Origin of the sequence: Leptolyngbya sp. BL0902, assembly GCF_016403105.1 — a bacterium.
Taxonomy (GTDB): Bacteria; Cyanobacteriota; Cyanobacteriia; order Phormidesmidales; family Phormidesmidaceae; genus Nodosilinea.
In genome coordinates, this window is sequence record NZ_CP046155.1 from 460031 (window position 1) to 486977 (window position 26947).

Annotated in this window: 25 protein-coding genes and 1 tRNA gene; 10 read left to right on the top strand and 16 right to left on the bottom strand. The window is 59.5% G+C overall.

Annotated features, from left to right (window positions below; all coding sequences use genetic code 11):
- Positions 1-37 precede the first annotated feature (37 nt).
- Positions 38-946: a phosphodiester glycosidase family protein gene (locus GFS31_RS02125; protein ID WP_225907534.1), complete on the bottom strand. Its 909-nt coding sequence runs from the start codon at positions 944-946 to the stop codon at positions 38-40.
- 205 nt (positions 947-1151) lie between these two features.
- On the opposite strand from GFS31_RS02125, the gene GFS31_RS02130 reads away from it, so the two are divergent.
- The gene (locus tag GFS31_RS02130) at positions 1152-1568 is read left to right on the top strand and encodes a hypothetical protein (RefSeq protein WP_198806661.1); all 417 of its coding nucleotides are present in this window, start codon (positions 1152-1154) and stop codon (positions 1566-1568) included.
- A 120-nt stretch (positions 1569-1688) separates the two neighbouring features.
- On the opposite strand, the gene GFS31_RS02135 is transcribed toward GFS31_RS02130, so the two are convergent.
- Positions 1689-4187 carry an ATP-dependent Clp protease ATP-binding subunit gene (locus tag GFS31_RS02135; protein ID WP_198806662.1) on the bottom strand — a complete coding sequence of 833 codons (2499 nt, stop codon included), beginning with the start codon at positions 4185-4187 and terminating at the stop codon, positions 1689-1691.
- Between the two features lie 646 nt (positions 4188-4833).
- Between GFS31_RS02135 and GFS31_RS02140 the strand changes: the two genes are divergently transcribed.
- Positions 4834-5121, top strand: coding sequence for a Nif11-like leader peptide family natural product precursor (locus GFS31_RS02140; RefSeq protein ID WP_198806663.1), 288 nt, complete (start codon positions 4834-4836; stop codon positions 5119-5121).
- Positions 5122-5298: 177 nt separating this feature from the next.
- On the opposite strand, the gene GFS31_RS02145 is transcribed toward GFS31_RS02140, so the two are convergent.
- Complete coding sequence (locus GFS31_RS02145; protein WP_198806664.1) at positions 5299-5577, bottom strand: DUF4090 family protein; 279 nt, start codon at positions 5575-5577, stop codon at positions 5299-5301.
- A 238-nt stretch (positions 5578-5815) separates the two neighbouring features.
- On the opposite strand from GFS31_RS02145, the gene GFS31_RS02150 reads away from it, so the two are divergent.
- Positions 5816-6688 (top strand): inositol monophosphatase family protein, encoded by an 873-nt coding sequence (locus tag GFS31_RS02150; protein ID WP_198806665.1) that lies wholly within the window; start codon positions 5816-5818, stop codon positions 6686-6688.
- Here the strand turns inward: GFS31_RS02150 and GFS31_RS02155 are convergent.
- The 8 genes from GFS31_RS02155 to psbZ form a co-directional block, all read right to left on the bottom strand.
- On the bottom strand, positions 6678-7427 hold the full coding sequence (locus GFS31_RS02155) for a DUF4033 domain-containing protein (protein ID WP_263974882.1): 750 nt from the start codon (positions 7425-7427) through the stop codon (positions 6678-6680). The genes GFS31_RS02150 and GFS31_RS02155 overlap by 11 nt on opposite strands.
- A gap of 278 nt (positions 7428-7705) precedes the next feature.
- The gene (locus GFS31_RS02160; RefSeq protein WP_317135063.1) at positions 7706-8497 is read right to left on the bottom strand and encodes a TPM domain-containing protein; all 792 of its coding nucleotides are present in this window, start codon (positions 8495-8497) and stop codon (positions 7706-7708) included.
- 178 nt (positions 8498-8675) lie between these two features.
- Positions 8676-9182, bottom strand: a complete 507-nt coding sequence (locus tag GFS31_RS02165) for a DUF948 domain-containing protein (protein ID WP_198806666.1) — start codon at positions 9180-9182, stop codon at positions 8676-8678.
- A gap of 153 nt (positions 9183-9335) precedes the next feature.
- Complete coding sequence (locus tag GFS31_RS02170; RefSeq protein ID WP_198806667.1) at positions 9336-9698, bottom strand: YtxH domain-containing protein; 363 nt, start codon at positions 9696-9698, stop codon at positions 9336-9338.
- Between the two features lie 62 nt (positions 9699-9760).
- Entirely contained in the window at positions 9761-10087 is a 327-nt protein-coding gene (locus GFS31_RS02175) for a hypothetical protein (protein WP_198806668.1), read from the bottom strand.
- 208 nt (positions 10088-10295) lie between these two features.
- A tRNA-Gly gene (locus tag GFS31_RS02180) sits at positions 10296-10367 on the bottom strand.
- Positions 10368-10515: 148 nt separating this feature from the next.
- Positions 10516-11088: a 6,7-dimethyl-8-ribityllumazine synthase gene (gene ribH / locus GFS31_RS02185; RefSeq protein WP_225907535.1), complete on the bottom strand. Its 573-nt coding sequence runs from the start codon at positions 11086-11088 to the stop codon at positions 10516-10518.
- A gap of 60 nt (positions 11089-11148) precedes the next feature.
- Positions 11149-11337 (bottom strand): photosystem II reaction center protein PsbZ, encoded by a 189-nt coding sequence (gene psbZ, locus GFS31_RS02190; protein WP_198806669.1) that lies wholly within the window; start codon positions 11335-11337, stop codon positions 11149-11151.
- Between the two features lie 299 nt (positions 11338-11636).
- Here psbZ and GFS31_RS02195 point away from each other — a divergent pair, with 299 nt between their 5' ends.
- The 5 genes from GFS31_RS02195 to GFS31_RS02215 all read left to right on the top strand — a co-directional run bounded on the left by GFS31_RS02195 (position 11637) and on the right by GFS31_RS02215 (position 19338).
- Positions 11637-14552 (top strand): CBS domain-containing protein, encoded by a 2916-nt coding sequence (locus tag GFS31_RS02195; protein ID WP_198806670.1) that lies wholly within the window; start codon positions 11637-11639, stop codon positions 14550-14552.
- Between the two features lie 42 nt (positions 14553-14594).
- Positions 14595-16181, top strand: coding sequence for a hypothetical protein (locus tag GFS31_RS02200; protein ID WP_198806671.1), 1587 nt, complete (start codon positions 14595-14597; stop codon positions 16179-16181).
- 100 nt (positions 16182-16281) lie between these two features.
- The gene (locus tag GFS31_RS02205; protein ID WP_317135064.1) at positions 16282-16602 is read left to right on the top strand and encodes a DUF6825 family protein; all 321 of its coding nucleotides are present in this window, start codon (positions 16282-16284) and stop codon (positions 16600-16602) included.
- A gap of 70 nt (positions 16603-16672) precedes the next feature.
- Positions 16673-18568, top strand: coding sequence for an ABC1 kinase family protein (locus GFS31_RS02210; RefSeq protein ID WP_263974883.1), 1896 nt, complete (start codon positions 16673-16675; stop codon positions 18566-18568).
- Between the two features lie 20 nt (positions 18569-18588).
- The gene (locus GFS31_RS02215; protein WP_225907536.1) at positions 18589-19338 is read left to right on the top strand and encodes a PP2C family protein-serine/threonine phosphatase; all 750 of its coding nucleotides are present in this window, start codon (positions 18589-18591) and stop codon (positions 19336-19338) included.
- A gap of 41 nt (positions 19339-19379) precedes the next feature.
- Here GFS31_RS02215 and pgeF read toward each other — a convergent pair whose 3' ends face one another.
- Positions 19380-20168, bottom strand: a complete 789-nt coding sequence (gene pgeF / locus GFS31_RS02220; protein WP_198806673.1) for a peptidoglycan editing factor PgeF — start codon at positions 20166-20168, stop codon at positions 19380-19382.
- 38 nt (positions 20169-20206) lie between these two features.
- On the bottom strand, positions 20207-21199 hold the full coding sequence (locus tag GFS31_RS02225; protein ID WP_198806674.1) for a DnaJ C-terminal domain-containing protein: 993 nt from the start codon (positions 21197-21199) through the stop codon (positions 20207-20209).
- 373 nt (positions 21200-21572) lie between these two features.
- Here GFS31_RS02225 and GFS31_RS02230 point away from each other — a divergent pair, with 373 nt between their 5' ends.
- Complete coding sequence (locus GFS31_RS02230; RefSeq protein WP_198806675.1) at positions 21573-22757, top strand: AI-2E family transporter; 1185 nt, start codon at positions 21573-21575, stop codon at positions 22755-22757.
- Between the two features lie 140 nt (positions 22758-22897).
- Here the strand turns inward: GFS31_RS02230 and GFS31_RS02235 are convergent, their stop codons facing one another.
- Positions 22898-23362 (bottom strand): hypothetical protein, encoded by a 465-nt coding sequence (locus GFS31_RS02235; RefSeq protein WP_198806676.1) that lies wholly within the window; start codon positions 23360-23362, stop codon positions 22898-22900.
- 511 nt (positions 23363-23873) lie between these two features.
- On the opposite strand from GFS31_RS02235, the gene rpsU reads away from it, so the two are divergent.
- A complete protein-coding gene (gene rpsU, locus GFS31_RS02240) occupies positions 23874-24050 on the top strand; it encodes a 30S ribosomal protein S21 (RefSeq protein WP_035985692.1) in 177 nt (58 codons plus the stop codon).
- A 169-nt stretch (positions 24051-24219) separates the two neighbouring features.
- Here rpsU and murI read toward each other — a convergent pair whose 3' ends face one another.
- A complete protein-coding gene (gene murI, locus GFS31_RS02245) occupies positions 24220-25086 on the bottom strand; it encodes a glutamate racemase (RefSeq protein WP_198806677.1) in 867 nt (288 codons plus the stop codon).
- Positions 25087-25238: 152 nt separating this feature from the next.
- The gene (locus tag GFS31_RS02250) at positions 25239-26633 is read right to left on the bottom strand and encodes a cation:proton antiporter (protein ID WP_198807993.1); all 1395 of its coding nucleotides are present in this window, start codon (positions 26631-26633) and stop codon (positions 25239-25241) included.
- Positions 26634-26947 lie beyond the last annotated feature (314 nt).

A 26947-nucleotide genomic window follows, 5' to 3' on the forward strand; every position in this document is an offset into this window, starting at 1 on the left:
TAAGGCCAAGGGTAGGCAGTGCCTTAGAGCGAATACCCTAGGGCATCACGGCAGGCTGGGAGCTCACCCACAGGATGGATTTCACGGGACGCTGCACCCATTCCCCCGCTGAGTTGAGGCGTCCGTAGTGAGTTATGCCATCAACTCTCAGGGTAGACGAACTACCGCCATCGAGGTTTAGGGCTTGTACAACGCCCCGTTCAGCCATTAGGGTGGCCAAGTCGGGTAAACTCAGCCCCGACGGCGATACTCCTGGCACTTGAGCCACCATCACCAACACGATGGCTCCATCGGCAGTTAACCCTAGGGCGGATCGGGCGTTGGTAGCTTGGCTACCGATGGCATCGCGGCCTGTGGCGGGGTCGAGGAAGCCTTCTGCGATGGCAGTGCTGTGGGGCAGAAGTTGAGGGCCAGCGCCTACAGATTCCGCTAGGAGACAGCCCACTGGTGCAGGATCTTGGTGGAAGCTAATGGCATAGCGAGGCCAGCCATCGCAGGTATAGCGGCGGAATTCTGAGCGGTTGAGGATTTGATCGAGATAGCTGGCTAGGTCTGGGTTGTCCATCAGACGAGGGTTTTGGCGCGGATTGGCCTCTAGCTCGCCGTTGATGACTACGGCGGATGTAGTGAGGCCATTGTTAGGGTCAAAGAAGCCCGCATTGAGGGCCACCGCACAGCCTTCGGTGCCACAGACGCCGTCGGCCATGGCTTCTACAGGGGTGAGGGTGTCGGCCACGGCTACCCTCACCGGATAGCGCACCGGGTCGGGAATTGTGACCCAATGCACGGTGGCCGAGGGTAGGGCTAGGGTTTCGTAGATTGGAGGCTGGGGGAGGGATGGCGGCGCAGGCAAAGATGCGTCCGTTGACCCCGCTGTGGGGATCGGGCTACAGGCGACGCATCCCCAGGCAGCAAGGCCAAAGCTCCATGGTTGGATTCTCATCATCGCTGTTCCTCAATCGTCGCATCTACTGTCCCACGCTAGCCTCAGTTGTTGATAGATTCAATAGCCCGTGCCCTGTGCAGCCCCAGTCCTAGATTGTGCTGAATCTAAAAAAACAACGGGAAGACGGTGAGCTTCTGCGGCTATCTTGGGAACACTGAGGGAAATGCCTTCGGGGCATTATCTTCAATCCATCATGTGGCAACCGTTGAGAAACTTTGTTAGCAGCATCACCACCTATGGGCTGCTCAGTCCAGATCAGGCGATGCGGGAGCAAGTCAACCAATGGCTCTCCTCGCGCCCCTGCCTGACCTGTGAAGACTGGTTCTGCCGTCACTGGGCTAGCCCATCTCTCGGTACGCCAAAAGCGTTGGTCGAATTCATCTATGATCGTTTGTCTGCCTACAGCGGCCTCTGCGTGGGCCGGATTCATCCCACGGATCGCCTGTTGGAAGATCTCCACTTCCCGGCGGTCTGCTGGTTTGATTGGGGCCTCACCCTCTGCGACGATTTCTATCACGCCTTTGACGTTGACATCCTCGACTACTTCGACGAAACCCAGCTAGTAACCTGTGGGGATCTGGTCGCCTTCCTCCAGGGCTACCTTACCCCCCACCCCACCTAACCTGCGGCACCATCGCTCCGTCCCCGCCCACCACGGGGTGAGAACAGACAACACTAAAAATGAGGACACAGGGGAGATCACCCACCCGTGCCCTCATTCAATTTGCGGTTCGGGCGCTGTCTAGTGATTGGAGCCCACTAGAGCGGCCTGTTGGGCAGGCGTGACCACGGGGTTGCCCTCGCTGTCCACATCCAGCAGTACCTTGTCGCCTTCCTCCAGGGTTCCAGCCAGGATCGCTTCGGCCAGGGTGTCTTCCACTAGGCGGGCGATGGCGCGGCGCATGGGACGAGCCCCGTAGCGCTGGTCGTAACCCGACTGGGCCAGTTTTTCCCGGAAAGCATCGGACAGTGTCACCTGCATTTGGCGGTCGGCGAGGCGCTTGTTCACCTGATCCAGCATCAGATCGGCGATTTGGTTCACCTCGTCGCGGCTGAGCTGGCGGAAGACGATGATCTCGTCGAGGCGGTTCAGCAGTTCCGGGCGGAAGTACTGCTTCATTTCCTCATTCACCAGGTTGCGGATGTTGTTGTACTGGCTGTTGGCGGCGTCGGTGGCCATATCGAAACCGAGGCTGCTGCCGCCCTTTTCGATCACCTGGGAGCCGATGTTGGAGGTGAGGATGATCAGGGTGTTTTTGAAGCTGACGGTGCGGCCCTTGGCGTCGGACAGAATGCCGTCATCGAGCACCTGCAACAACAGGTTGAACACGTCGGGGTGCGCTTTCTCGATTTCGTCCATCAGGATGACGGTGTAGGGCTTGCGGCGCACGGCTTCGGTGAGTTGGCCCCCTTCGTCGTAGCCCACAAAGCCCGGAGGAGAGCCGATCAGCTTGGAGACCGTGTGGCTTTCCATGTATTCCGACATATCCAGGCGGATCATCGCCTCTTCGGAGCCAAACAGGGCCACGGCGAGGGCTTTGGAGAGTTCGGTTTTGCCGACCCCGGTTGGCCCCGCAAACACCAGGCTGGCGATGGGACGGTCGGCACTGGACAGCCCAGACCGCGCCCGACGGATGGCCTTGGCGGCGGCAACCACCGCTTCGTGCTGGCCCACCACCCGCTCGTGGAGGATGTCTTCCATGTGGATCAGGCGCACCGCTTCGGTTTCGGTCATGCGGTTGACGGGGATGCCCGTCCAGGCGGCGACCACGTTGGCGATGCTTTCCTCATCCACCACGGGCAGGGCCGCAGGCATAGTCTGGGACACGGCGGCGGCGGCTTCGGCGTATTCGGGCACCTCGGCCTGGATTTGGGTCAAAAGCTCCTGGCGCTCGGTTTGCAGCGCCTTGGCTTTGCCAAAGTCCTGTAGCTCGATGGCTTCATCTAGGTCTTTGTTCACCTGGCGGAGTTGCTGCTTCAGTTCCTTGGAGGGGTATTTGGGGGCCAGCCGCAGCTTCACCTGGGAGCCCGCTTCATCGATCAGGTCGATGGCCTTGTCGGGCAGGTGACGGTCAGAAATATAGCGGTCGGACAGCTTGGCAGCCGCTTCAATGGCCTCGTCGGTGATGGTGACTTGGTGGAACTGCTCGTAGCGGCTGCGGATGCCCTGGAGGATTTCGATGGTTTCGGGCACCGAGGGCGGGCTGATGGTGACGGGCTGGAAGCGACGCTCTAGGGCCGCATCCCGCTCGATGTATTTGCGGAACTCGTCCAGGGTGGTGGCCCCGATGCACTGCATTTCCCCACGGGCAAGGGCGGGCTTGAGGAGGTTGGCGGCGTCCATGCCCCCTTCTAGGGAACCCGCCCCAATCAGGGTGTGAATTTCGTCGATCACCAGCACCACGTCGGGATCCTGGCGCACTTCTTCCACCAGTTGGGTGAGGCGTTCTTCAAAGTCTCCCCGGAAGCGAGTTCCGGCCACCATGGAGCCCATATCGAGGCTAATGACGCGCTTGGTCAGCAGGGCTTCGGGCACGTCTTGGTTCACGATGCGCTGGGCCAATCCTTCGGCGATGGCGGTTTTGCCCACCCCCGGTTCACCCACCAGGATGGGGTTATTTTTGGTGCGCCGACCGAGGATTTGCACCACCCGCTCAATTTCCTTGGCCCGACCCACCACGGGGTCAATTTTGCCCTGGGCGGCGAGGGCCGTGAGGTCGTTGCCAAATTCCGAGAGAATTTTGCCTTTCTTGCGGTTGTCCTCCCGGTCGCGATCCCGGCCACCCCGGCCCGCAGGCATGGAGGCCACTTCGCCCAGTTCTTGGATCACCCGTGTCCGCACCTTGCCCGGATCCACCCCCAGGTTGCTGATCACCCGATAGGCGACGCTTTCGGTGTTTTGGGTGAGGCTGAGCAGCAGGTGTTCCGGTTCGATGTAGGCGGCATCCATCTTGCGGGCCTCCTGAAAGGCTTGCTCAAAGACCTGCTTGACCTTGGGGGTGAAGGGAATTTCTGGCGGTACGCTGCCGCTGCCCCGACCAATGATGGCTTCGACTTCGGTGCGGGCATCGTCGAGGGTGATGCCAAAGTCGTTCAGCACACGGGCCGAAATCGTGTTCTCTTCCTTAATGAGCCCCAACAAAAGCTGCTCGGTGCCTACAAAGTTGTGGCGCAGGCGACGGGCCTCCTCCTGAGCCTTCATGATGACCGCAATGGCAGTGTTCGTAAAATGTTCAAACATGGCAACCTAGGGATTCAGGGCGGTGAGGAACGGGGAAGGCTGGAGCAGGCAAGGCCACCGAGGGATGGCATCAGCGCCAGCATGGACGACAGCAAGGCAACGGTGAAGCGGGATCAACCCAATGCCTTAGTAATACTTTACGTAACCATACCCTCCAGTGAAGGTGAGGAGAACCGTCGCTCTAGGTGGGTAATTTTCGATACTTACCATAGACCTAGCGTTGGAATGACGCCGAGTAAGGGCGAACTATGGCCATCTACGCAGCGGATCGATCCGGGAAGCCCAAGGCGGATGTTTCGCTCGTTAGCTACGACCGTCGGAGGCTGGGCTTCGGCCACGATGCAAATATTTTTCCTTAGAAATTTATTTACATTGCTTAATACAAGTTTAGCGGGTCATAGACCGTTGTGCAAATCCGCAGAACCCGCTTGAATCAAGGCTAAATTAGGGAAAAAACAGCAAGAATAGAGCGGTATTGGGAGCCTAGCCCGCAAAACAGGGGCAGAGCTAATCCCAGGGTCAATGAACCCGTTTCAAGAAATGCAAGGTTCTGTTGAGGAAGGTGGTTAGATTTGTCAGGGCAGCGTAACACTAGGGGTATAGCGCTCTGCGCTCCACACTCGTTAGGTCATGGAAGTGAAACGGTATGTCCAAAGAAAATGCGCTCTCGTTTCTCCAGCAAGCCGCTGCGGATCCTGAACTCAAAAGCCAGGTGCAAGGGGCCGAACAGGCCAGTGATTTAATCAACCTGGGGGAAACCCAGGGCTATGCGTTTTCGCCGGATCATGTGCGTGAAGCCATCCCCGAACTAAAGGCTCAGCGGAGCTTCTTTGGGGATTTGGTCGAGGCCATTCTGGAGCTGTTCAGCCCCAACCACGATAACTATCCCGCCACCGGAGTACAACCCTTCAGTGGCGATGCCCCACACCGCTAGGGCCAGCGCTGAGGATTAGGCCGTTTGCCCTGCTTGCGGGGGTATAGGGCCGCGATTCAGTCAGCCTTGCTGGCCCAGGAGATTGCCGCCCTTGGCCTAGCCTCAACCATCCCTCCACCGGGCCGTCATCGTGATGGTTCGGTGGAGGATGATCGGGAAGTTTGGGCAGGCAAAGCTCTAGCTACCGTAGAAATAGGCGATTTCCTTGGGCTTGAGGGGCGCAAATTCGGCCTCTTCCAGCATTTGGTTGAGGTCGTCTTGGCTGTAGTGCTTGGCCCCAATCCGCACGATCCGCGACCGCATGGAGTTGATGACGCCGCTGCGTTGGCGCTGGGCTTCCTTGGCCATCACGGTGTTGTAGAGATCCAGTTTGGCGGCGGGGATGGGGCTACCATCGAGATCGATGCCCTGGGCAATGGCGGCATCAACGGCATCAGCTCCGGTGGTTTGAGACATAGCGATAGCGCTCCTTAGGATAATAAAACGACGACACCAAGGCTGGAAAACCTCCGCTGCCCCGGCACCGTCTAGGCTGTCCCTAGATCCTATCAAATCGTGGAACCTCTACAGATTGATGGATTTCTATGGATGGCAACCCACCAGGGCGCAGACGAATGGACTCTAGGCCCAACGAAATGGGGGGCGGCGGCTCAGGCTACACTAGGGGACGCACCGATGATCAGGTTTTGCGGCTATGTCCAGCCATCCCACGCCCCGACAGATCCTAGCCACGCTGTTGCCCTACCTCAAAACGGCGGGGGCCTATGCCCAGCAAATTCAGGCCAAAATTCAAGCCCAGCCGGACAAAGCCGACAAGGGAGACAACTTCTTCGCCTCGGCCCTCAGCGATGCGGATTTGTCGATCCAAACCATGATGGAGGTGGTGCTGTTGGGGCTGTTTCCCCAGGTGCGCTTCTTTGGCGAGGAATACGAGCAAACCTACAACACCAAGTATTTTCGGGCCATTGACCTAGGGGAACCGGGGGACTATCTGATCACCCTTGACCCCATCGACGGCACCCAGTTTTATCTGGATGGCCACTCCAACTATCAGGTCATCCTGGGGATTCTTAACGCGGACGAGTACGAAGCCGCCATTGCCATTACCCCCGGACGGGACTGCTACTACTACGCCCTGCGCGGGGAAGGCACCTTTAAGGGTCGCCTAGCCGACAGCCTAGAGGACTGCCAGCGCATCACCGTGAACAACCCCACCCCAGCGATTTGCCTGGGCTGGCAAATGGGCGATTTGGTGCCCCACCTCAGCGACCGCTACCGCGTCTTTCATACCAAGGCTGATTACTCGAAAACCCAGCCCATCCCCAACTTCAACGGCCTGCTCAGCGGCGATTTAGCTGGAGCGGTGCTGGCCAGGGGGCAATTCATCGACGGTGCCGCCCTCGCCTTTATGGCCCAGGAAATGGGGCACATCGTCACCACCTTTACGGGCGATCCGCCGCCGCCCCTCCATGCCTGCGACCCCTACCAGCGCCCCGGCATGATCGTGGCCGCCAATGCCGCCATTCATGCTGACCTACTGGCGGCGTTGGCCCAACTTAAACCCTAACTTTGGGGCAGGGGCGCGGCTCTGGCGGGGCCAGTTCGCAGCGCTGCACTAGGCAGGGTTGTTGATAGGCGTCCTCGGTTTCTAGGGGTGGGGGCGCTTGGCCAAACACCATCTCGCAGCTAAAGTCTTCAAAATTGGGCGTCATGGTCAGGGGAATGCCGAAATCCTCGGTAAAGAACCGCTGGGTGGGTTGTTTACACAGATTGACGCACAACCCCACGCACTGGCTTTCCTCCAGATAGCGGCATTTTTTGATGTGGACGCCGCTGCGCTGCTGTCGCCGGGTGCCATCCTCTGCCGTAACCTCCACCTCCGTGACCTCGCAGGGGCCAACCAGCCATTCAAACAACTGGGTGGCAAACCAGGCGTTGAGCTCACACACCAGTCGGGTGGGGGAAAACAGCGTGCGAATCAGCCACAGCACCGGAGCTGGCACCAAGGAACGCAGCACCACCGCCACCAAAGCCTGCTGTTCGGCGGCATTGCGCCCCTGCACAATTTGCTTAGAAAGCGACACAAACCCGGCATAGCCCTGGCCCACATCCCGCTGCCCCAGAGCGTTGGCCATCTTGCGCCGAAACAGCCAGATAAACAGGCGATCTAGGCGGCTATCGTGGTAAACCGTCTTCTCGGTGAGGACAGCGTCCGTGGGGCCAAGGCGAGGGGTGGAGGGCGATGGCATAGCAAACCATTGGGCGACTTCATCTAGGGTAATCGCTGATGCCTCGGTAATGGCCAATGTCGCCTAGATTTTCCCTCACCGCCAAACGTTAGGGCTAGGTGGCCTTGACCTGCACAGACTCAGTAGACTACCAACGTTCTCTTTTGATGCGATCCAGCCCTTACCCTAAATCCCTCTCCCAACTTGGGAGCGGGACTTTGAGCCGCTCTAGCTAAAACAAAGCGGTGAATGCCGCACAAGCACTCACCGCTAAGAAGGTTTTAGGAAGGATTAGTGTAGCCAAGCTATTGCGGCTATCGCGGCAGGCCAGGTACCTACTCTACGCAGCCAGAAGCCTAGGTTTCCGAAGTGCTGGAGGGGCTGTTGAAGGAGGGCGTGAGGTAGGCCACCAGGGCACCGATGAAGAAGCCGATGATGTTGCGGCTGAGGGGGAGCCAGTCGCTGGTGCGGGTAACGACGGGGCCAATGCCAAAGGCGAGGAACAAAATGCCCCACAGCGGCGAGAAAATCAGCACCCACTGCCAAGCCAAAATTTGACCGGGCTTGCGGGGATGGGCGGCAAAGCCACAGACCACGCCACCGACGATGGACGTCACCAGGGTCAACACCCATTGCTCTTGGGGCAGACCGGGCACTACATTACAGCCGCCCTGACGCAGGCAGGTTTCGATGGATTCCAGGGCGCTCATGATCGAGTTGTCTTCGCCGTTTTCGCGCACAAAGAACTGGTTGCCGTAGCGGGTTTGCAGTTCAATCCAGAAGGTGCGGGGCAGCAGATCATAGACCGCATCGCCCACGCTGAAGTTCAGCAGGTTGCCGCCGCGAGGATCCGCCACCAGCATCACGCTGCGGTCATCCAAGCCCCAAAAATCTTTTACGGCACGGCCAGGGGTGCGGTCGTACTGGGTGAGCACCCGCAGTTTCCAGCCTGTTTCCGTTTCAAAGTCTGAGATACGAGTGTTCAGGTCTTCCTCTTGGCGGGGGGTCAGCGACTTGGCGAGGTCAATAATCGCGGTCTCTTCCTCCGGCAGTAGCTCTGGGTTGTCGTAGGCATGGGCGGGGGCCATGGGCAACCAAACGCAGAGGCTAACAACGCAAACCAAAAGAACGTTTAAAGCTTGTCTCATAGGAATTCACTCAGGAAGGCTGGAACAAGAGGGACGCTATGGAGTGCCCTTGCCCCGTCCCCATGGCGCACCGAGAGGTGGAACAGGATCACTCGACGATAGGTGCCTGGATCTTAATCTAGACTATAACTTTGTTTACAGTTATTTACACGCCGCTCATCTTTTACTCAGATTTTGGTCAGATTTTGGGGCGATTTTCTGAAGACATGGGATCCCTCGCCCCTTCCCTGGGCCGATTGCCCTGGGCGCTTGAGGGACGCCCCTCGGCCAACGTAGATCGTCGGTGGCCCAGTTTCTTGGGCTTGGGGCGGCGTTGGGAACGGGGATCGGCCCACACCTGCCAAGCGGCTTGCACCCCCACCCACAGGCTGCGGGAGCCACGGTGGAGGGTTGTCACCTGCTGGCGGGTGGAGGCTAAGCCTTCGTCCACCTGTCCAATGATCCGTCCGGCACTCTGCACCCCCTGGTTCAGTTCATCGGTCAATTCCGCCACCTCGTCTCCGGTGCGGCGCAGGGCGTCCAGGGTGGGGGGGAGTTCTCGGTCGAGGGTATCCAGCAGCTTTTCGGCCCGATTGGCGGCGCGGCTCAGTTCCCGCATGGCAGGCACCGCCATCAGCACCACCGCCGTAAAGCTCACGGCGACACAGAACAGCGATAGGGCCAGCCAAAACAGCGGATTAGCCAACAAGGTAAGGCTCCTGGGCAATCAGTCGGAGGGAATCATTCGGGGAGAAAAGAGCGTCGGGTAGGCACCGCCCACCGCCAGAGCGCAAACGAGGCCAGAACACAGCTTAAGGCATTTCCCAACCTAAGCGTTGCCCGTCCTTTATTAGAGGTATTAGAGGTCTTCCAGTGGCGAATCCGCCTCGGCCTCAGCGGTAGCCTTCGTGGCCGTCTTCGCCGAGTGGGTCAACTGTTCATACTCCTTGAGGCTAGCGGCCTGTCCAGCAGCAATGGCGGCCTTCAGCCGGGTCAGCGTGTGCTCCCAGTTCACCAGGGCCGTTTCCGACAGCCGATCCGCCTGAAGATGCACCGACGTAGACAGGTCTTCCACCAATTCCGGTAGCGCGTCGGCGGACTTTTTCAGAATTTTGCGGGTTTCGCGCCCCGTCCGAGGAGCCAACAACAGCCCCGTCACCGCACCAACCGCCGTTCCCAGCAGCAAACCACCCCAAAAACCGCCCGATTGTTTGTCAGCCATGGGCCTACCTCTACCCAACTATCGCCCCAACAATAGCGCAGGGGAGCATTCTTGCCTAGCCGTTAGGTACGGCCCCGCCGCCGGAGTCGCTGGCGTCTCTGAGTTCCCACGCCCGCCAGCAGCTTGAGTCCCTGGCGCAGGTAGGGTAAATAGCCGAGCCACCGTTGAAGGAGGATGTACTGTTGGCGCAAACGCAAAAGTTGCTGACGGGATAGATCGAGATGATCCGCCAGGGCGAGGGTGTCTCGGAGGTCACGCTCCCAGATGGTAAGGTTATCGGCGAGCAGGGATAGCGTCTGCTTCAGCCACCACAGCCGCCACGCCAGATATAGGCCACCTAGGGCCAGCCCCAGATTAATCGCAACAATAACCCCTACAAGACGGTTCACAATCGCGCCCTGACCGTATGGTGTATGGCCCGATCATAGCGGCACTTAGCCCAACGGTTGTGGCATAGCCCAGGAAGACCAAGGCCCTCAAAAAGCACGACTTCCTCGACTTTTATCAGATGATTGACGGTCAAGTTTGCTAGGCCGCTGGGGCAATCCCAACAGACATCAAACGATTGAAAAATACCTTGATTAAAGGTTTTCAGAAAGCGGGTAACGCGATTCGAACGCGCGACATTCACCTTGGCAAGGTGACGCTCTACCACTGAGCTATACCCGCATGTAAAACCGAGGAAAGCCTTAAGAATGTCTTAAGTGTTCGGTTTTGACCTTACCTAGAATCTCAAAAAGGAGATGAAATGTCAACACCTTTTGAGATTTTTTTTGAGATTTTCCCAGACGGCTTGGAGAATCCCCGATTCCGCGACCTACACCGCGTCGGAAATCATGGTGGAACTGGCTTCGACGACGGTGCCCCCATGACTAGGCAGCATGGCTCCAGCCGATCCCGGTGCGCCAGAAACCCGACGAATTTGCTTCATCAGGCTGGCCATTTCTAGGGCGCTCATGGCGTAATCCCAACCGTGGTTGGCCTTGATTCCGGCCCGCTCTAGGGCTTGCTGGAGGGTGTCGGTGGTGAGGACACCAAAGACGATGGGCACCCCGGTTTGGAAGCCCGCCGCCGCAATGCCCTTCGACACCTCGGCAGAAACGTAGTCAAAGTGGGGGGTTTGGCCCCGAATGACGGCCCCTAGGCAGATGATGGCGTCGTAGCGTCCGCTTAAGGCAAGCTGACGGGCGACGAGGGGAATTTCAAAGCTGCCGGGAACCCAGGCATAATCGACCTGGGAGCCTTCGGGGCTGGGATCGACGCCGTGGCGCTTGAGGCAGTCTTGGCACCCCGCTAGCAGTTTGCCCGTTACCAGATCGTTAAATCGCCCAATCACAATGGCGAACCGAAACGAGTCTGCCGCTGCAAAGGTGCCTTCAAATACCGCCATGGAAATCCTTGAACGTGTTTGCTTGAGAGGGTTTAGAACCCGCGAGGCTTAGACCAGGGCTTAGACCACAAAGTAGTTGAGGCCACCGACCAAAACCACCAGGATGCCCCAGAGGATCGAGCCGAACAGAATGAGTTTTTTAGACTGATCCCAGTTTTGAGGGGAGGCGTAGGCCACGGGGACGTACACCACCAGCACGAAGGACATCAGAACCAGGGCGAATAGGGCAAGCTGAAACAGGATGACCATCTAAAATCTCTCTCTTAAACACAGCAGGGGATTTAAGACACCACGCCCTCAAGCCAGCGCCCCTATTTTCCCAGCCAAGCTGGTTTACCCTGGGAAGCGCCTTTAGGGAGGGGTTGAGCGCCATAACGTCCGATGTAGCCTCCAATTTAGCCGTTCGCCCTCGACCAAGCTAAGCGGCGACAGCGAAATCGGAGCAAAGGGATGGGCTGAAACCCTCTAACCTTGAGTAGGGCAAGGCAAATTGCCACAGTGATCTCAATTAGTAAGCTATCAGAAAGCGTGTCCCTTGGGAAACCGATATGGACTTAGTGCTGTGCCACACAACGGCGGATTTTGACACCCTGGGGGCGGCGGTGGGGTTGGCGCGGCTGCAACCGGGGGCGCGGGTGGTGCTGACGGGGGGCTGTCATCCCACGGTTCAGCGGTTTGTGGCCCTGCATCGGGACGAGTATCCGCTGATTGAACGGCGGGCGGTGAACCCCAGCCAAATTCGGTCGATTACGCTGGTAGATGCCCAGCAGGCCCATCGGTTTGGCCCAGCGACGGAGTGGATTGACTTGGCCCTGGCGCGACACATTCCCCTGACGATTTACGACCACCATCCCGCCACGGAGACAGCGGTGCGGGCGGAAAAAACGGTGATTGAAGCGGTGGGATCGACCTGTGCGCTGGTGGCGGAGGCGATGCAGCGGCAGGGCATGGTGCCGACGGTGGCGGAGGCGACGGTGATGGCCCTGGGGGTGCATGTGGATACGGGGTCGCTGCTGTTTGAAACGGCCACGGTGCGGGATGCGGAGGCGTTGGCTTGGCTGATGGCCCAGGGGGCGAGTGTGCCCGTGATTGCGGAGTTTGTGGAACCGGGGCTGACTCCGAATTTGCAGGATTTGCTGGCGGCGGCGATGGAGCAGATGGTCGTTGTCAACATTGAGGGTGATACCTTGGCCTCGGTGCTGCTGGCGGTGGATCGCTATATTCCGGGGCTGTCGGGGGTGGCGGAACGGCTGATTTCCCTGGCGGATGTGGATGCCCTGCTGTTTGGGACGCACTATCCCGGTAAGGAGCTTGGCCCGGATGGGGAAACGCCGCTCCGCAAACTCCTATTAATCGGTCGCGCCCAGGGACGGGTGAGCCTGAAGCGTGAGCAGGGCCATGACCAGGGGCCAGGTATCGGTCAGGAGTCCGGGCAGTCCCTGAGTCAGGATTTGGGACAGGGGTTAGGGCCAGACCTCGGCCAGGGCATTGATTGGGGCGCGTTGCTGGCGACGGTGGGCGGGGGCGGACATCCCACGGCGGCTTCAGCCACGCTGACGACGGATGCGCCGGAACAGGTGATGGCGACGGTGCTGAAGCAGGCCCGCTTGCAGTTCCCTAAACCGCCCACCGCCCGCGATTTGATGTCTTCCCCGGTGCGGACGATTCGGCCCGAAACCACCATTGGCGAGGCCCAGCGCATTTTGCTGCGCTACGGCCATTCGGGGCTGTCGGTGGTGGATGCGGCGGATGCCCTGGTGGGGGTGATTTCGCGGCGGGATTTAGACATTGCCCTGCACCACGGTTTCAGCCATGCCCCGGTGAAGGGTTACATGGCCACCAACCTGAAAACCATTACGCCAGAGACCTCCCTCAGCGACATTGAGGAATTGATGGTGACGTATGATATTGGCCGTTTGCCCGTGTTGCAGGATCAGGCGCTGGTGGGCATCGTCACCCGTACCGATCTATTGCGCCACCTGCATCAAGTCCAACGGATGACGGGATCACCCCGGCCCACCCTTGGTCAACCACAATTGCCCCCGGTGCCGCCCCTTACCGACGTGTTGGCACAACGCCTCACCCCCAATCTGTGGACGATCCTCACCCAAATTGCCACAGCGGCCCAGGATCGGGGCTGGCATCTCTATTTAGTGGGCGGTGCGGTGCGGGATGTGTTGATTCAGCGGGACGATCCGCAAGTTACATCCGGGGTCAGTCTGCCCGATTTAGATTTGGTGGTGGATGGCTTTTTTCAAACCGCCCAGGTGGGGGCTGGCATGGTGCTGGCGGAACACATCAAGGCCCAATTCCCGGAGGTGGATATTCAGGTGCATGGTCGGTTTCAGACGGCCTCCCTAGTGTGGCGTCGGGAGTTGGATCATCCCCTGGCAGGACTGATGATCGACATTGCCACCGCCCGCACCGAGTTCTACCCCTATCCCGCCGCCAACCCCGAAGTGGAGGCCAGTTCCATTCAGCAGGATCTCTATCGCCGCGATTTCACCATCAACGCCATGGCCCTGCGGCTGACGAACCCCGGCCAAGGGCAACTGCTGGATTATTTTGGTGGACTGATTGACCTGCACAATCGCCAGGTGCGGGTGCTGCATCCCAATAGTTTTATCGAAGACCCCACCCGCATTTACCGAGCGGTGCGTTTTGCCGTGCGTCTGGGGTTCAGCCTGGATAGCCAAACCGAGGGGTTTATCCACCACGCCATCGACAGCGGCGTCTATGCCCAGATGCAACGCCAGGTGAAACGGGTGCCCGCCCTGCAAGTGCGCCTGAAAAATGAGTTGAAATACATCCTAGAGGCCCACTACTGGCCAGGAGCCTTGGAACTGCTGGATCACCTACGGGCATTGCGCTGCATCCATAGCGATTTGGCCATGACGCCGACCCTGTGGCACCAGTTGCGCCGAGTCAGTCGTTGGCTAGATCGGTTTGATTGGACGGAACGCTGTAGCCCCTGGCAACTTCGGTTAGAAGTTCTACTAGCGACCCTCCCCCCCGCCCAACGCCGAGACATTGCCGCCGCCCTGCAACTGACGGAAACCAGTATTCGGCGGTTGGCTCACCTCGATGAGGTGGAAACAAGATGGTTGGCCACGGTGATTCCGCCCCTACGCCCCAGCCAGCGATACACCACCTTTGCCCCCGTTGACCTGGCTACTCTGTTACTAGTCAGCGCCCGCCATCCCCGCACCCTTGGCCCGGTGATTTGGCGCTACCTCACCCAAGAACGCACGGTGGAGCCTTTGGTCAACGGCGATACGTTGAAGGCGCTGGGCTATAAACCCGGTCGGCAGTTTCGGCCCATGCTGGATGCCCTGCTGGCGGCTCAGTTGGACGGGGAAATCGCCACGATGGAAGACGCCCAGCAATTCCTCGGCCAACATTATCCACTGTCCCCCACCCCACCCCAGAAGGGCATCGGACAAGCTAAAGTAGCAAAGACTTGACCCGAACTCCGTTCCTTGGGGATATTTCCTCGACCCAACCCTATGACCCTAGCCCTTGGTACATCCCTCCAGCACGGCACCTACGTCATCGATGCCCTCAGTGGCGAGGACAGTATTGGGCCACTTTACCTGGCCACCCATGTACCTAGTGGTCAGTGGGTGTTGGTGCGGGTGTTGGGCAGTCGCCATCCCGAATCGCTGCCGGACGCCTCCCAACGTCGTGCGTTCTATCAGTACCTAGAATCGCTGACGGCTCTAGGTACGGCCTTTGTGCCCAAAAAACTGGCTGGGTTTGAGGAAGACAAAGTCTGCTACCAAGTGTTTGCTGCGCCACCCGGATCGCCCCTGAGCGAAGGTGTGGCACAAACGCCTCGGCCCCTAGCCCCTAGTCTGGCCCTGGTTCGCCAAGTAGCTCAGCACCTTGAAACCCTGCGTTCCGTCGGGTGGGCGGGGCTACGGATTGCCCCCGATCAGGTGTGGCAAGGGCCAGGGGGATCCCTCACCCTGACAGGGTTTGACTTTCCGGCCTCTGGCCAAGCGTCCGGCTCCAGCGAGGCCAATCTGGTGTGGGGGCTGACGGAACTGCTGTACTTTTTGCTGACGGGCCAGCGGGCCTCCCAGGCTCCCCTAGGGGTGGATCTGCGCCATCGTCGCCCAGAATTGCCCACGGGATTGGATGCGGTATTTCAGTGGGCCAACCCCTCCCTCGCCCAAGCCCAGCCCCCCAGCTTGGCGGAATGGCTTGCCCTATTGCCCCATCCCGCCTCCGCCGACCTCAGTTCAGTGGCCCCTAGCCACCCTCAGGCTTCGGAACGGGCCAAGGGCAATTCTTCCATTCCAGCGGCACCCCAAGCCCAACGGACGACGGTTGCTACTGTCTTGGCGGCTCCGGTGGCTCCTCCTCCTACCCACATTGCCCCTGCAATGACAGCCCCCCTTGCCGCTGTCCCCGCCCCCAAACGTGTGCCTTGGAAGGCTTTGGCCTTGCTGACTACGGGGTTTGTCTTTGGCATTGGTGGAGTAGCCTTTGGGCTGCAAGCCCGCCTTCAGCCCTCCAGCCCCGCCGCCCAGACCCGCTTTAACCCCAACCAAGCCTTTCCGCCCCTGCCCAACTGGGATGGCAACGGGCCAGAGTTTGGCAGCCCGACGGTGGAAAACCGCCGTTCTCGCTCCAGTGAACGCCCCGGCAGTCTCAACGAACGCCCCAACGAACGCCCCAGCAACCGCCCCACGCCTGCATCGGAACCCGCCACTCGTTCGGCTCCCTTGGCCCAGCCCAGCGATGACCTGAACCGTGATCCCAGCCCAGCGGGCCAAACCGCTTCTCCCCCTCGGCGCACGACCCCCTCGACGCCTCGGCCTGCGCCCCCCGTGGAGAATGAAGCGCCCACGTTTTCAGGGGATGACAGTACGCCCAGTTTCCCCTCCAGCCCGGATCCGGCCCCGCCCATCCGCGAAGTTGCCCCCGCCCCCGTAGCGCCTCCGGTGGAAATGGCTCCGGCCCCCGTGGCCCCACCGCCTACGGCCCCCGCGCCCGTGGCACCGCCGCCCCCTGTTCCGGCCCCGGTCGCGCCCCCGCCGCCCTTGGTTCCGGCTCCCGAATCCCCGGCCCCCCTGACCTCCAGTTAAGCCGTCCCTCGCGCTAAGGTTTGGGCCTGCGCTGGGGGATAAGAGCGTTATAATTCTAAACAGTTGGGTTTGGTACGAGGTTTTATCGATGAGTAACCCGGTGCTTCACGCATTTTTTCTAGGCCGAGCCGTTGCGGAGGTGATTAACGACCGCACCGAGCGCTTACTCACTGACTCCCTGAGTTGGCTGGGCCAGTTTGACGCCGAACAGCGGGAAGCCCTGCGGCAGTTCACCGAAGAAGTGATGGCCCGCGCCCAACAGGCCGAAGCCACCTACGGTTCAGGAACCTCCAGTTCTTCCGCAAACGGTGCCGCCTCAGCGGATTCCTCGGAAGACCTCCAGGCCACCATCGACAACCTACGGGCCGAAATTGCCCAGGTGAGGGTGGCGCTTCAGCAGTATCGCAGCACCACCGCCTAAGTCGGTTGCCCCGTCCCCTGCTCTGTCACTGCCGTAATGCCTCATTTGGTCTAACCCGATAGGAGCCTGAGTGTCCGCAGTTTTCGATCCATCGGCCCAATCCCCATCGTCTTTGCCCCTTCCTGGCCAAGGCGAGTCAGTGCTATCCTCGGTACCCCAACCGTCAACTTCGGAGCCTGGGGCAAACGATAGTCACCGTTCGGCCCCCTTGGCGATAGCAGGGGAAGTGCCCATCGCCCTCTCCACGCTTCCGGGCAGTCCGGATCCAGAACCAGAGAAAACCTACCGCTTTCAGCAAAAAGCCTACCGCTGGAACCGGGGCCGCTATTCCCGCAATCGGCGATTTGTGGACATTTGGGGCTTTGTGCTGCGGCTGTTGGGGGCACGTTGGCTCTACGGCAAAGCCTGGAGCTACGGCGGCACCATCACCCCCGAAAAACAGGCCGAGCGGCGGCGCAAACTGGCGGTGTGGATCCGCGAAACCCTGCTGGATCTTGGCCCCACCTTTATTAAAGTCGGCCAGCTTTTCTCCACCCGTGCCGACATTTTCCCGATTGAGTTTGTGGAAGAACTGTCGAAACTCCAGGATCGGGTGCCCGCCTTCAGCTACGAGCAAACCCGCGCCATCCTGGAGGACGACCTTGGCAAGCCGATCCAAGAGCTGTACCGCACCTTCGACCCCATCCCCCTAGCGGCGGCCAGTCTGGGCCAAGTCCATCGCGCCCAACTGCATAGCGGCGAAGAAGTGGTGGTGAAGGTGCAGCGACCGGGGCTCAAGTCCCTGTTCACCATCGATCTATCGATTCTGAAGGGCATTGCCCGGTATTTTCAGAACCATCGCACCTGGGGCCGAGGCCGCGACTGGATGGGCATCTACGAAGAATGTTGCCGCATCCTCTGGGAAGAAATCGACTACCTCAACGAAGGCCGCAACGCCGACACCTTCCGCCGCAACTTCCGGGCCATGGACTGGGTGAAGGTGCCCCGCGTTTTCTGGCGCTACACCTCGCCGCGCATCCTCACCCTGGAATATATGCCGGGGATTAAAATCAGCCACTACGAAGCCCTAGAGGCAGCGGGGCTAGATCGCAAGCGGCTGGCCCAGTTGGGTGCCCAAGCCTACCTACACCAGCTCCTCGACGACGGCTTTTTCCACGCCGACCCCCACCCCGGCAACATTGCCGTTAGCCTCAACGGGTCGCTGATTTTCTACGACTTTGGCATGATGGGCCAGGTGCAGCCCCTGACCCGCCAACGCTTGATGGGCACCTTCATGGGCGTGGCCCAGCGCGATGCGAACCAGGTGATGAACTCCCTGGTGGAGCTCGGAGCCCTGGCCCAAGTGGAGGACATGAGCCCCGTGCGGCGCTCGATCCAGTACATCCTCGACAACTTTATGGACAAACCCTTCGAGGAGCAGTCCATCGAGGCGATCAGCGATGACCTCTATGCGGTAGCCTACGATCAGCCCTTTCGGTTTCCGGCCACCTTTACCTTCGTGATGCGGGCCTTTTCTACCCTGGAGGGCGTGGGCAAGGGTCTGGATCCAGACTTTAACTTTATGGAAGCGGCCAAGCCGTTTGCAGCACAGCTTATGACCAGCGGAAATCCTGGCGATGGAGCCAACAGTCTACTCGGAGAACTGAGCCGTCAAGCCGCCCAGGTGAGTACCACCGCCTTCGGGCTCCCCCGACGGATTGAAGACACCCTTGACAAGCTCGAACGGGGTGATATTCGGGTGCGGGTGCGTTCCGTAGAAACCGACCGAGCCCTGCGGCGCATCGGCACCGTCAGCATGGCCAACAACTATGCTATTTTGGTGGGCGCGTTTACCTTGTCCGCTACGGGTCTTCTGATGACGCCTTGGCCGCTGATTGCCATTGCCCCAGGGGTGTTGGCGACGGGCTCTGGGATAGCTTTTCTACGAGCCGTGATCAAGGTAAATCGTGCCGATCGGTTGCCCTAGAAAGTAGCAATGAGCAGGTTATGGTGGAGCACCAATTTTCAGGGCTAACGGATCCGGGTCTTCTGAGGAGTAGTAATCAGGATGACTACTACATGGATCCAGACGGTCGCTTCTTCATTGTGGCGGACGGTATGGGGGGCCACGCTGGAGGCCAAGAGGCCAGTCGTTTAGCCACGGCTACCATCAAAACGTTTTTGAATCAGCATTGGCAGGATACCCAGCCCACCGCCGACCTGCTGCGTCAAGCCCTCGCCCAGGCCAACAACGCCATCCTGCACGACCAATTCCACCATCCCGAACGCTCGGATATGGGAACCACGGTGGTAGTGCTTGCCTTTCGGCAGCAGGATGATCAGCCCTGGTGTGCCCATGTGGGGGATTCGCGCCTCTATCGCCTGCGGGGGCACCAGCTTGATCAAATCACCGAGGATCACACCTGGATTGCCCGCGCCATCCGCGAGGGAGAACTGACCCCCGCCCAGGCCCGCAGCCACCCTTGGCGTCACGTCTTGGCCCAATGTTTGGGGCGAGAAGACCTCACCCAAATCGACGTTCAGCCGATAGAAGTACACCCCGGCGACCGTCTGCTGATGTGCAGCGATGGCCTGACTGAAGAACTGTCCGACCACCTGATTGCCTCTCACCTGAAGTCGATTCGGGCCTGTGAAGCCGTGGCCACTGCCCTCGTCAACTCGGCCAAGCAGCGCGGCGGACGCGACAATATCACGGTCGTTGTGGTGAACCCGCTGCCGACCATGACCACGGCCTAGCCACCGCATAAACCTATCAACCTAAAGGCTCTGGAGTCAGCCTAGGCGGCGGTGCGGCTCACAATCCCCGACCACTGCACCTGCTTTTCTCCGGTGCGGCGATAGGAAAAGAACCGCTCTGGTTCCTGAAAGGTGCAGTGGGGAGCCACCGAAATCTGAGCGAGGCTCAAGCCCAGTTGGGTAAGCTGCCACACGTTCACCTGACGAACGTCTAGCCGCGCCTTACCCGATTCGTCATCGGGCAAAATGGGGGAGTGGGCTAGGGATTGTAAGGCTTCTACTAGGGCTTCGTCGGAGTTGTGATCGCCGGGGGCAATGGTGCGACCGACCTCAGCGGCAACGGTGGTGGCCACCTGGTACACTTCCCCCGCAATGGCTGGGCCAATGGCCACCCGCAAATCCGCCAGCCGACTACCCTGGGCCTGCATTTTAGCCACCGCCTGGGGCACAATTTTCAGCGCCGTTCCCCGCCATCCGGCATGGATCGCCGCCGCCTGTCCGGTGACGCAGTCTCCGATCAGCACCGGGTTGCAGTCCGCCGAGCACACCCACAGCGCTTGGTTGGGGCCATCGCTCATCAGAGCATCGGCCTCCGGGTGGGTGGATTCGGCATCCATCTGGGCCATCTCCGTGGGGGTCAGCACCCGACTGCCGTGAACTTGCTTCACCCGCTGCACCGCCGCCTGGGGGTGGAGGGCTGGAGTCAAGTCCTCCGGCACCTGGGGCCAAAAGTTGCGGGTAAAAAAACCGTGGGGCCAGGAGTTGAGCAGTTTGCAGGTGAGAAAGGCGTGACCCTGGTGGTCGGCCCATTGCCAAGAAGAGGAATGCATAGCGTGGGGGGTGAGATGGGGAATGAGTTGGGTATTGGCTACAGGCGCGTATTCGTGAGGGCTTGGCGGGGGCTGTCTGAACGCAGCGCCCGGATTTTTTCGTAGAGTTGGCGCAGGTCGTCGCTGAGATTGGTCGGGGGAGTGATCACCACCGTCACCAACAGGTCGCCCCGGTTGCCCTTGGGACTGGGCCAGCCCTTGCCGCGCAGCCGCAGGGTTTGGCCAGACTTGATCCCCGCTGGCAGGTTCATGGTTACAGGGCCGTCGGGGGTTGGCACATCAATTTTGCCGCCGAGGACGGCCTCATCGGGGGTGATGGGCAAGTCGCACACCAGGTTGTCACCCTCCAGCTTGAACAGGGCGTGGGCCGCTAGCTGCACCACTAAATACACATCGCCCCGCTGCTTGCTGTAGGGGTTCATCTGTCCCTTGCCCTTGAGTCGCACCTTGCTGCCCTGCTTGGCACCGGGGGGAATGCGTACCTCCACCTCGTTGTTGCCGATGCGGAGGCGCTTTTGGGTGCCGTGGAAAGCTTCGCTAAAGCTGAGGTTGATGTTGGCCTCTTGGTCAAAGGATTGGGAGGCCGTGGTGGGGTCGAACCCAGCCCCAGGCCCGCCAAAGCCGCTGGGGGCACCGTAGGGATAGGTCGTTCGGGCACGGGGGCCACCCGCCGCACCGCCGCCAAATCGACCTAGCAGCTCGTTGATAAATTCGTCGAAACTGCCGTAGTTGCTGAAGTCAAAACCACCGAAGTCGCCCGGAGTGCCATAGCCCGCCCCGGCCCCGGCCCGTTCGGCCTGCTGCCAGTATTGGCCAAACTGGTCGTACTTTTTGCGCTTGTCGGGGTCAGACAGCACCTCGTAGGCTTCGCTGACCTCCTTGAATCGGGCCTCCGCATTTTTGTCGCCCGGATTGACGTCGGGGTGATATTTGCGGGCCAGCTTCCGAAAGGACTGCTTAATCTCATCCACCCCAGCGGTTCTACTGACCCCCAGCACAGCGTAGTAATCTTTGAAGCCAGTAGCCGCCATAGTTGTCCTCCTAACTACCGAATAAACTGCCTACCCCAGGATGCCATTGCCCTGCCCAGGGTGATTCCCCCACAGAATCCCAGAGCCGTGGTTCAACGTCTCTGGATTGATCAACGCGCCCATCCCCCTGGGCCAGACCGGGCCTGCATCAGGGGTGTCATCCCATGCCTTGGGGCCATGCCGAAAAACTGTTGGGCTCAGGGTAGCCCATTACATTAGCTCAAGCCTAACAAACCTGGTGCTTAGGGCAGGTTCGGTTTCCCAGACGACGGCGGTAGGGATTCGTGATGTCCTTGACTAATTATCCTTGGCTTTCCTGGATTCTAAGCGTAGGATAGGTCTGCAATCCTTTGAACGCTTCCCCGTTGCCCCCATGATTCAGACGGATTCCCCCACGGCCACGGCCCAGTCCCCTGAAACCCGGAGTTGGTTAACTCGCTGGTGGAGTCAGCTTAATCCCGTGGCCCAGTCGGCGGCGGTGATGCTGGCTACACCGTTGCTGGTGCTGAATATCTGGGCTATTTCCATCATTTTTGGCTATTTTCGCTCCATTGCGGTGACGGTGCTGATTGCGTCGCTGCTGGCCTTTTTGCTCAGCTATCCCATGGCCAGCCTAGAGCGGGCGGGCCTCAAGCGAGGGCTATCCGCAATTTTGGTGCTGGCCTTTGCCCTGGTGGGGTTTGCCGCCCTCGCGCTGACGGTCGTGCCCTTCGTGATTGATCAAGGTCAGCAGTTGATTGGTCGCTTGCCAGAATGGTTTGATTCGGGCAAGGTGCAGCTCATGGTGCTAGACAGCAAGTTTGCCGAGTGGGGCTGGCCTGTGAACCTAGACGGCATCATTACCCAAACCACGGATCGGCTGCGGCGCGAGATTCAGTCCATCGCCGGAGAAGCCCTCAACCTGACGCTGAACGTCGCCTTCTTCACCGCCAATAAGCTGCTGGATGTGGTGTTGACGGTGGTGCTTACCTTCTACCTGTTGCAGCATGGCGAAGAAGTGTGGGGAAGCCTGGTGGGTCTGTTGCCCACCCCGGTGCAGCGGCCCTTTTCCACCACCCTGCGCTCCAGCTTTCGCAACTACTTTCTGGGTCAGTTAATCGTCGCCAGTTGCCTCGGTGCCGCCCTGACGGTGATCTATAGCCTGCTAAATGTGCCCTTTGGGTCGCTGTTTGGGCTAACTGTGGGCCTGCTAGCGCTGATTCCCTTCGGCGGCACCGTGGGCGTCGTGCTTACCACGCTGCTGGTAGCGCTGCGAGACATTAAGATCGCCATCCCCATGCTAATTGGCTCGGTGATTGTGCAGCAGGTGGTAGAAAACGGCCTCGCCCCCAGGGTGCTGGGCAGCGTCACGGGGCTGAATCCCTTTTGGGTCTTCATCGCTATTTTGTCGGGGGCTAGGGTTGGGGGGCTGCTGGGGGTGATTGTGGCCGTTCCCGCCGCTGTGGTCTTCAAAGAAGCCCTCGATGCCCTACGCAGCAGCCGTATCCAAGCTGAGGCCGAGCGCGTACTGGTCACGGCAGAGGTTGCCCCAGCAGCGGCCAATGACCCAACGGATTAGCCCTACACAACTTAGCCTGACACAACCACGGCGATTACCTTAATGCATCGCCCTAGGCCCATTGTCTCCAGGGTGACGATACCCTCTCCCACTGGGGGCTAATCCAACCGAAGACGCAGGGGGCCGACAGCCCGAATCGGCTAGAGCACCTCATGGGTGTATTTGTGCTGCTTCACATTGTCAGCCTTCGATACCTTATTTTTGGGATTGAGGATGCGCTTGTGAGCTGTGGAATAGTTCAGGTCTTGGCGATGGGTGCCAATGGGAAGATCCGTCGTAGCCTGCGGGCGACTTTGATAGGTGCGGGCCGCAGCAACCAGGCGCTGCTCAAAGTCGGCACAGCGCTGGACGGCGGGGCCTTCGGTGGGTGTCAAGGTCGTTGGATCGCAAGCCAGGGCCGCCTCTAGGTGGGTGCCCCAAATATGACGATAGGCCGTCGGCGTTCCCTGAAGCAGGGTTTCGAGATAGGCCGAAGGAATCGGCTCCATCACTTCTAGTGCCAGGGTTTCGCCCTCCTGACGTAGATAGCAGGTGGCAACCCCCATCACCACGTAGCTATCGGGGGCAAGGTCGGTGGGGATCACCTGGGGCGTCACTAAACTCATGGGGCATCACCGCAATAGGAAGGGTTAAATTCTAGCCCCCTAGCCCCGGCTCCATGGCCCTAGGGGGATGAACTGTCACAAAACACAACCCGTTTTCTGGCCTAGCCTTGTCTTCACCAGGGCCGTGGCTCTCTCAATCTCACACCCAGAATGCTGGAGGGGAAAAGTTCTGTGATAGTCTGGTTAAGGTACAGCTTAGGGACGTCGTGCCCTAGTTTTGCTGTCGGCACAGATCGCCTAGGACTGCGGGAGGTGGCACAGACCGTCCTGAGGCTTATCTAAAAATTTTGCGCTAGCCAAGGCTCCCCTTGGCTACAATTCCTAGGCCGGAGAAAATACTAAAGCGGTCTTTTGATGATGCTTTAGCATGGCTTCACCCCAGGCTCCGCAGAGGCACTGCCAAGGTTAGTTCTTCAGGGCGGCCTGTGGTCTATGGAGCCATCCCAGTCATTTCCGGCGTAGGATCATTTCTGACGTAAGTTCTCATTACAGGAGAAACGGACAAGTTCGTATGACTCAAGTTGTTGTTGGTGAAAACGAAGGGATTGAATCAGCCCTACGTCGTTTTAAGCGACAGGTGTCTAAGGCGGGTATTTTCTCAGAAGTGAAGCGTCGTCGCCACTTTGAAACCCCCCAAGAGAAGCGTAAGCGCAAGGCCGTGGCGCGCCGCAAGAAGCGTTACCGCTAAAGCCAGTCTCCAATAGGGGTTGAGCGATTAGCCCCATAACCAAAGAAGCGAGGTGTCGGATATCCGATGCCTCGCTTTTTGGTTAGCCTTTGATGGGCCTTTGGTGACGAGCCTTATAGTTGACCTTGTGGTGATAAGCCTTTGGTAGTGAATCTCTGATAGCGGCTAGCTACGAATGCACATCCACCGAGGGCACGGGCTGAGGAGCGAGGTCAGGCAAGCGAATTTGCTGAACTTGGGGCTGATGGCCCAGCCATTGCACCGCCAAGCGCCGAAACTCCCTGGCGGAACCGCTGACATAGAACTCTGTGGCCCAGGCGGCAGCGTTGCTGCGAAGGCCGAGGGCATCGAGCTCCTTGGCTGCCGCCGCCACCATCGAAATGGCCGGATCGACATACTGGGTGCTGGGGGGCAGAATGGTCTTCAGCAGCGGGGCCAGGTGGGGGTAGTGGGTGCAGCCATAGATCAGGGTATCGATCTGGGCATCCATCAGGGGGCGCAGATAGTCTTCGGCGGTTTGGCGGGCGTGGGGTTGCTGAATTTGGTTGCCCTCCACAATGGTGACAAACTGAGGACAGGCCACCTGCCACACGGGGGTTTGGGGGGATAGTTCCTGGATAGCGCTGGGGTAGGCGCTGCTGTTGACGGTGGCCTGGGTAGCAATGATGCCAATGCGTTGCCCCACCTGGGCAGCGGCCTGAGCACCGGGACGAATCAAGCCCAAAATGGGGAAGTCGTACTCCGGTTGCACAATATCTAGGGCCAGGGCTGAACTGGTGTTACAGGCCATCATCACCATTTTGACGTTTTGACTGGCCATCCAGTCCAGAATTTGGCGCACAAAGTAGATGATTTCCTCAGGGGAACGGGAACCGTAGGGCAGACGGGCCGTATCACCAAAGTACAGCACCGATTCGTGGGGCAGTTGGCGATAGATTTCCCGCAGCACCGTGAGGCCACCCACGCCGCTATCAAAAATGCCGATGCGGGCAGGGCCAGGGGAGGCGAGATGACGGCGTTGGAACCCGTTGTTCATAAGTACTTATGCCTAGTTAGACATCGGAGGATTCCATAGAGTGTAGCGGGTCTAGGCGGTGGAATCAAACGGGATGAAAAACTCTACCCTGGGTTGGTAGACAAAACGCCCTCCTCCTGGCAGGAGGCGAGCGTTCGGCGGCGGCGGAAAGCCTAGTCCTGTCCAGGGGCTGGGGTGGCCGTGGCGAGGGCTTCGTCTTCCTGGAGGGGCGGTTCGTCGGAGTCTTTTTCCTCAAATACCAGGCGCAGCAGCGGCGGGGCCATGAAGGTGGTCAGAATCACCATCACAATGATGGCGGCATCCAGGGATTCGGACAGCACCCCGCTGGCGGCCCCTACCCCAGCAAAGACGAGGCCCACTTCGCCCCTGGGCACCATGCCAATGCCCACGGCAAGGCGGTTGATGCCCGGTTGGCCAAACACGGCAAAGCCTGTTACGACCTTGCCCACAAAGGCCACTACTACTAGGAAGGAGGCAATAATCAGGCCTGGTCGGTTGTTGGGGTCGAGGGGGTTTAGCACGCTGATGTCGGTTCTGGCCCCCACGGTGATGAAGAAAATCGGCACCAGCATATCGGCGATGGGGCTAATCTGTTCTTCTAGCTCCTTGTGCTTGCTGGTTTCGGCCAAAATTAATCCGGCGGCAAAGGCTCCCAAAATCGCCTCTAGCTGAATGGCTGAGGCAATGTAGGCCAGTACAAAGGCGAAAATCAGGGAGCTAATCAACACCTGGCCACGGGTGCGAAGTTTGTCTACTAGGGCAACAAAATAGGGGCTGAGCAAGCGCCCTAAAAAGATAGACCCCACCAGGAATACAGCGGCCCCAATCACCAGATAGACCACGTTGAGGATTTCGATTTCCCCGGTTTTGGCCAGGCTGGCCACCACGGCTAGAACGATGATCCCTAGCACGTCATCTAGGACGGCGGCTCCGATGATAATTTGGCCTTCTGTGGAACTCAGCTTTTGCAGTTCTGCCAATACCTTGGCTGTAATCCCGATGCTGGTGGCGGTGAGTGCAGCCCCGGCAAACACCGCCGGGATAGTATCTACCCCAAACAGGCCAATCAGCCCCGCTGTGCCTGCGGCGAAGGGCACAACGACCCCAATCACCGCCACCACCGCCGCCTGGGGGCCAACCCGAATCAGCTCCTTGAGGTCAGACTCTAGGCCAATCTCAAACAGGAGGATAATCACCCCTAACTCCGCCAGCACTGAGAGGGCTTCACTTTCGCCTGCAAAGACTCGTGAAAGACCATCTTCAGGGGCGATGCCTGTCACCCACCCAACAAAGTTCATGAGCATGGAGTCAGGATTCGCGCCTGCTTCGGGGAAGACAATCAGGTGCAGGGCCGACACCCCCACAACGACTCCCCCCAACAGTTCGCCCAGTACGGGGGGCAGGTTGACGCGGGCGCACAGTTCACCGCCAATCTTAGCCGCGAGATACACCACAATCAGGCTCAGCAGCACGCTGGCCAACACCAGAGGCTCAATCTCGGCTTCGGCAATCTCCGCCAACCACGGCACCGAGGGCAGCGTAGCCATAGCACCGTGGGGAACCAATTCTTGGGAAGCAAACAGGGGGGCGGTGCCAATTAGGCCGCTGATCCAATCCACCATTCAGGCCGCCAAAACTCAACCTATCCAATGTACATGAGTTTTCTGGTTGCAAAGAGTTCGTCATAAGCGGCAAAAAAGGCCACAATCCGTCGCTGCCCTTGCCCTAAGCCCCTCTGCCCCAGGGAGAAGACCTTTGATTGAAGCCAGTTTCCGACGTCCCTTTCCTCCGAGGAGACGTGGTGGAGGGCAACTTGCTTCCCGCTGCCTGGGCTGGCTTGGGCTACAAGGGCCGATTGGCC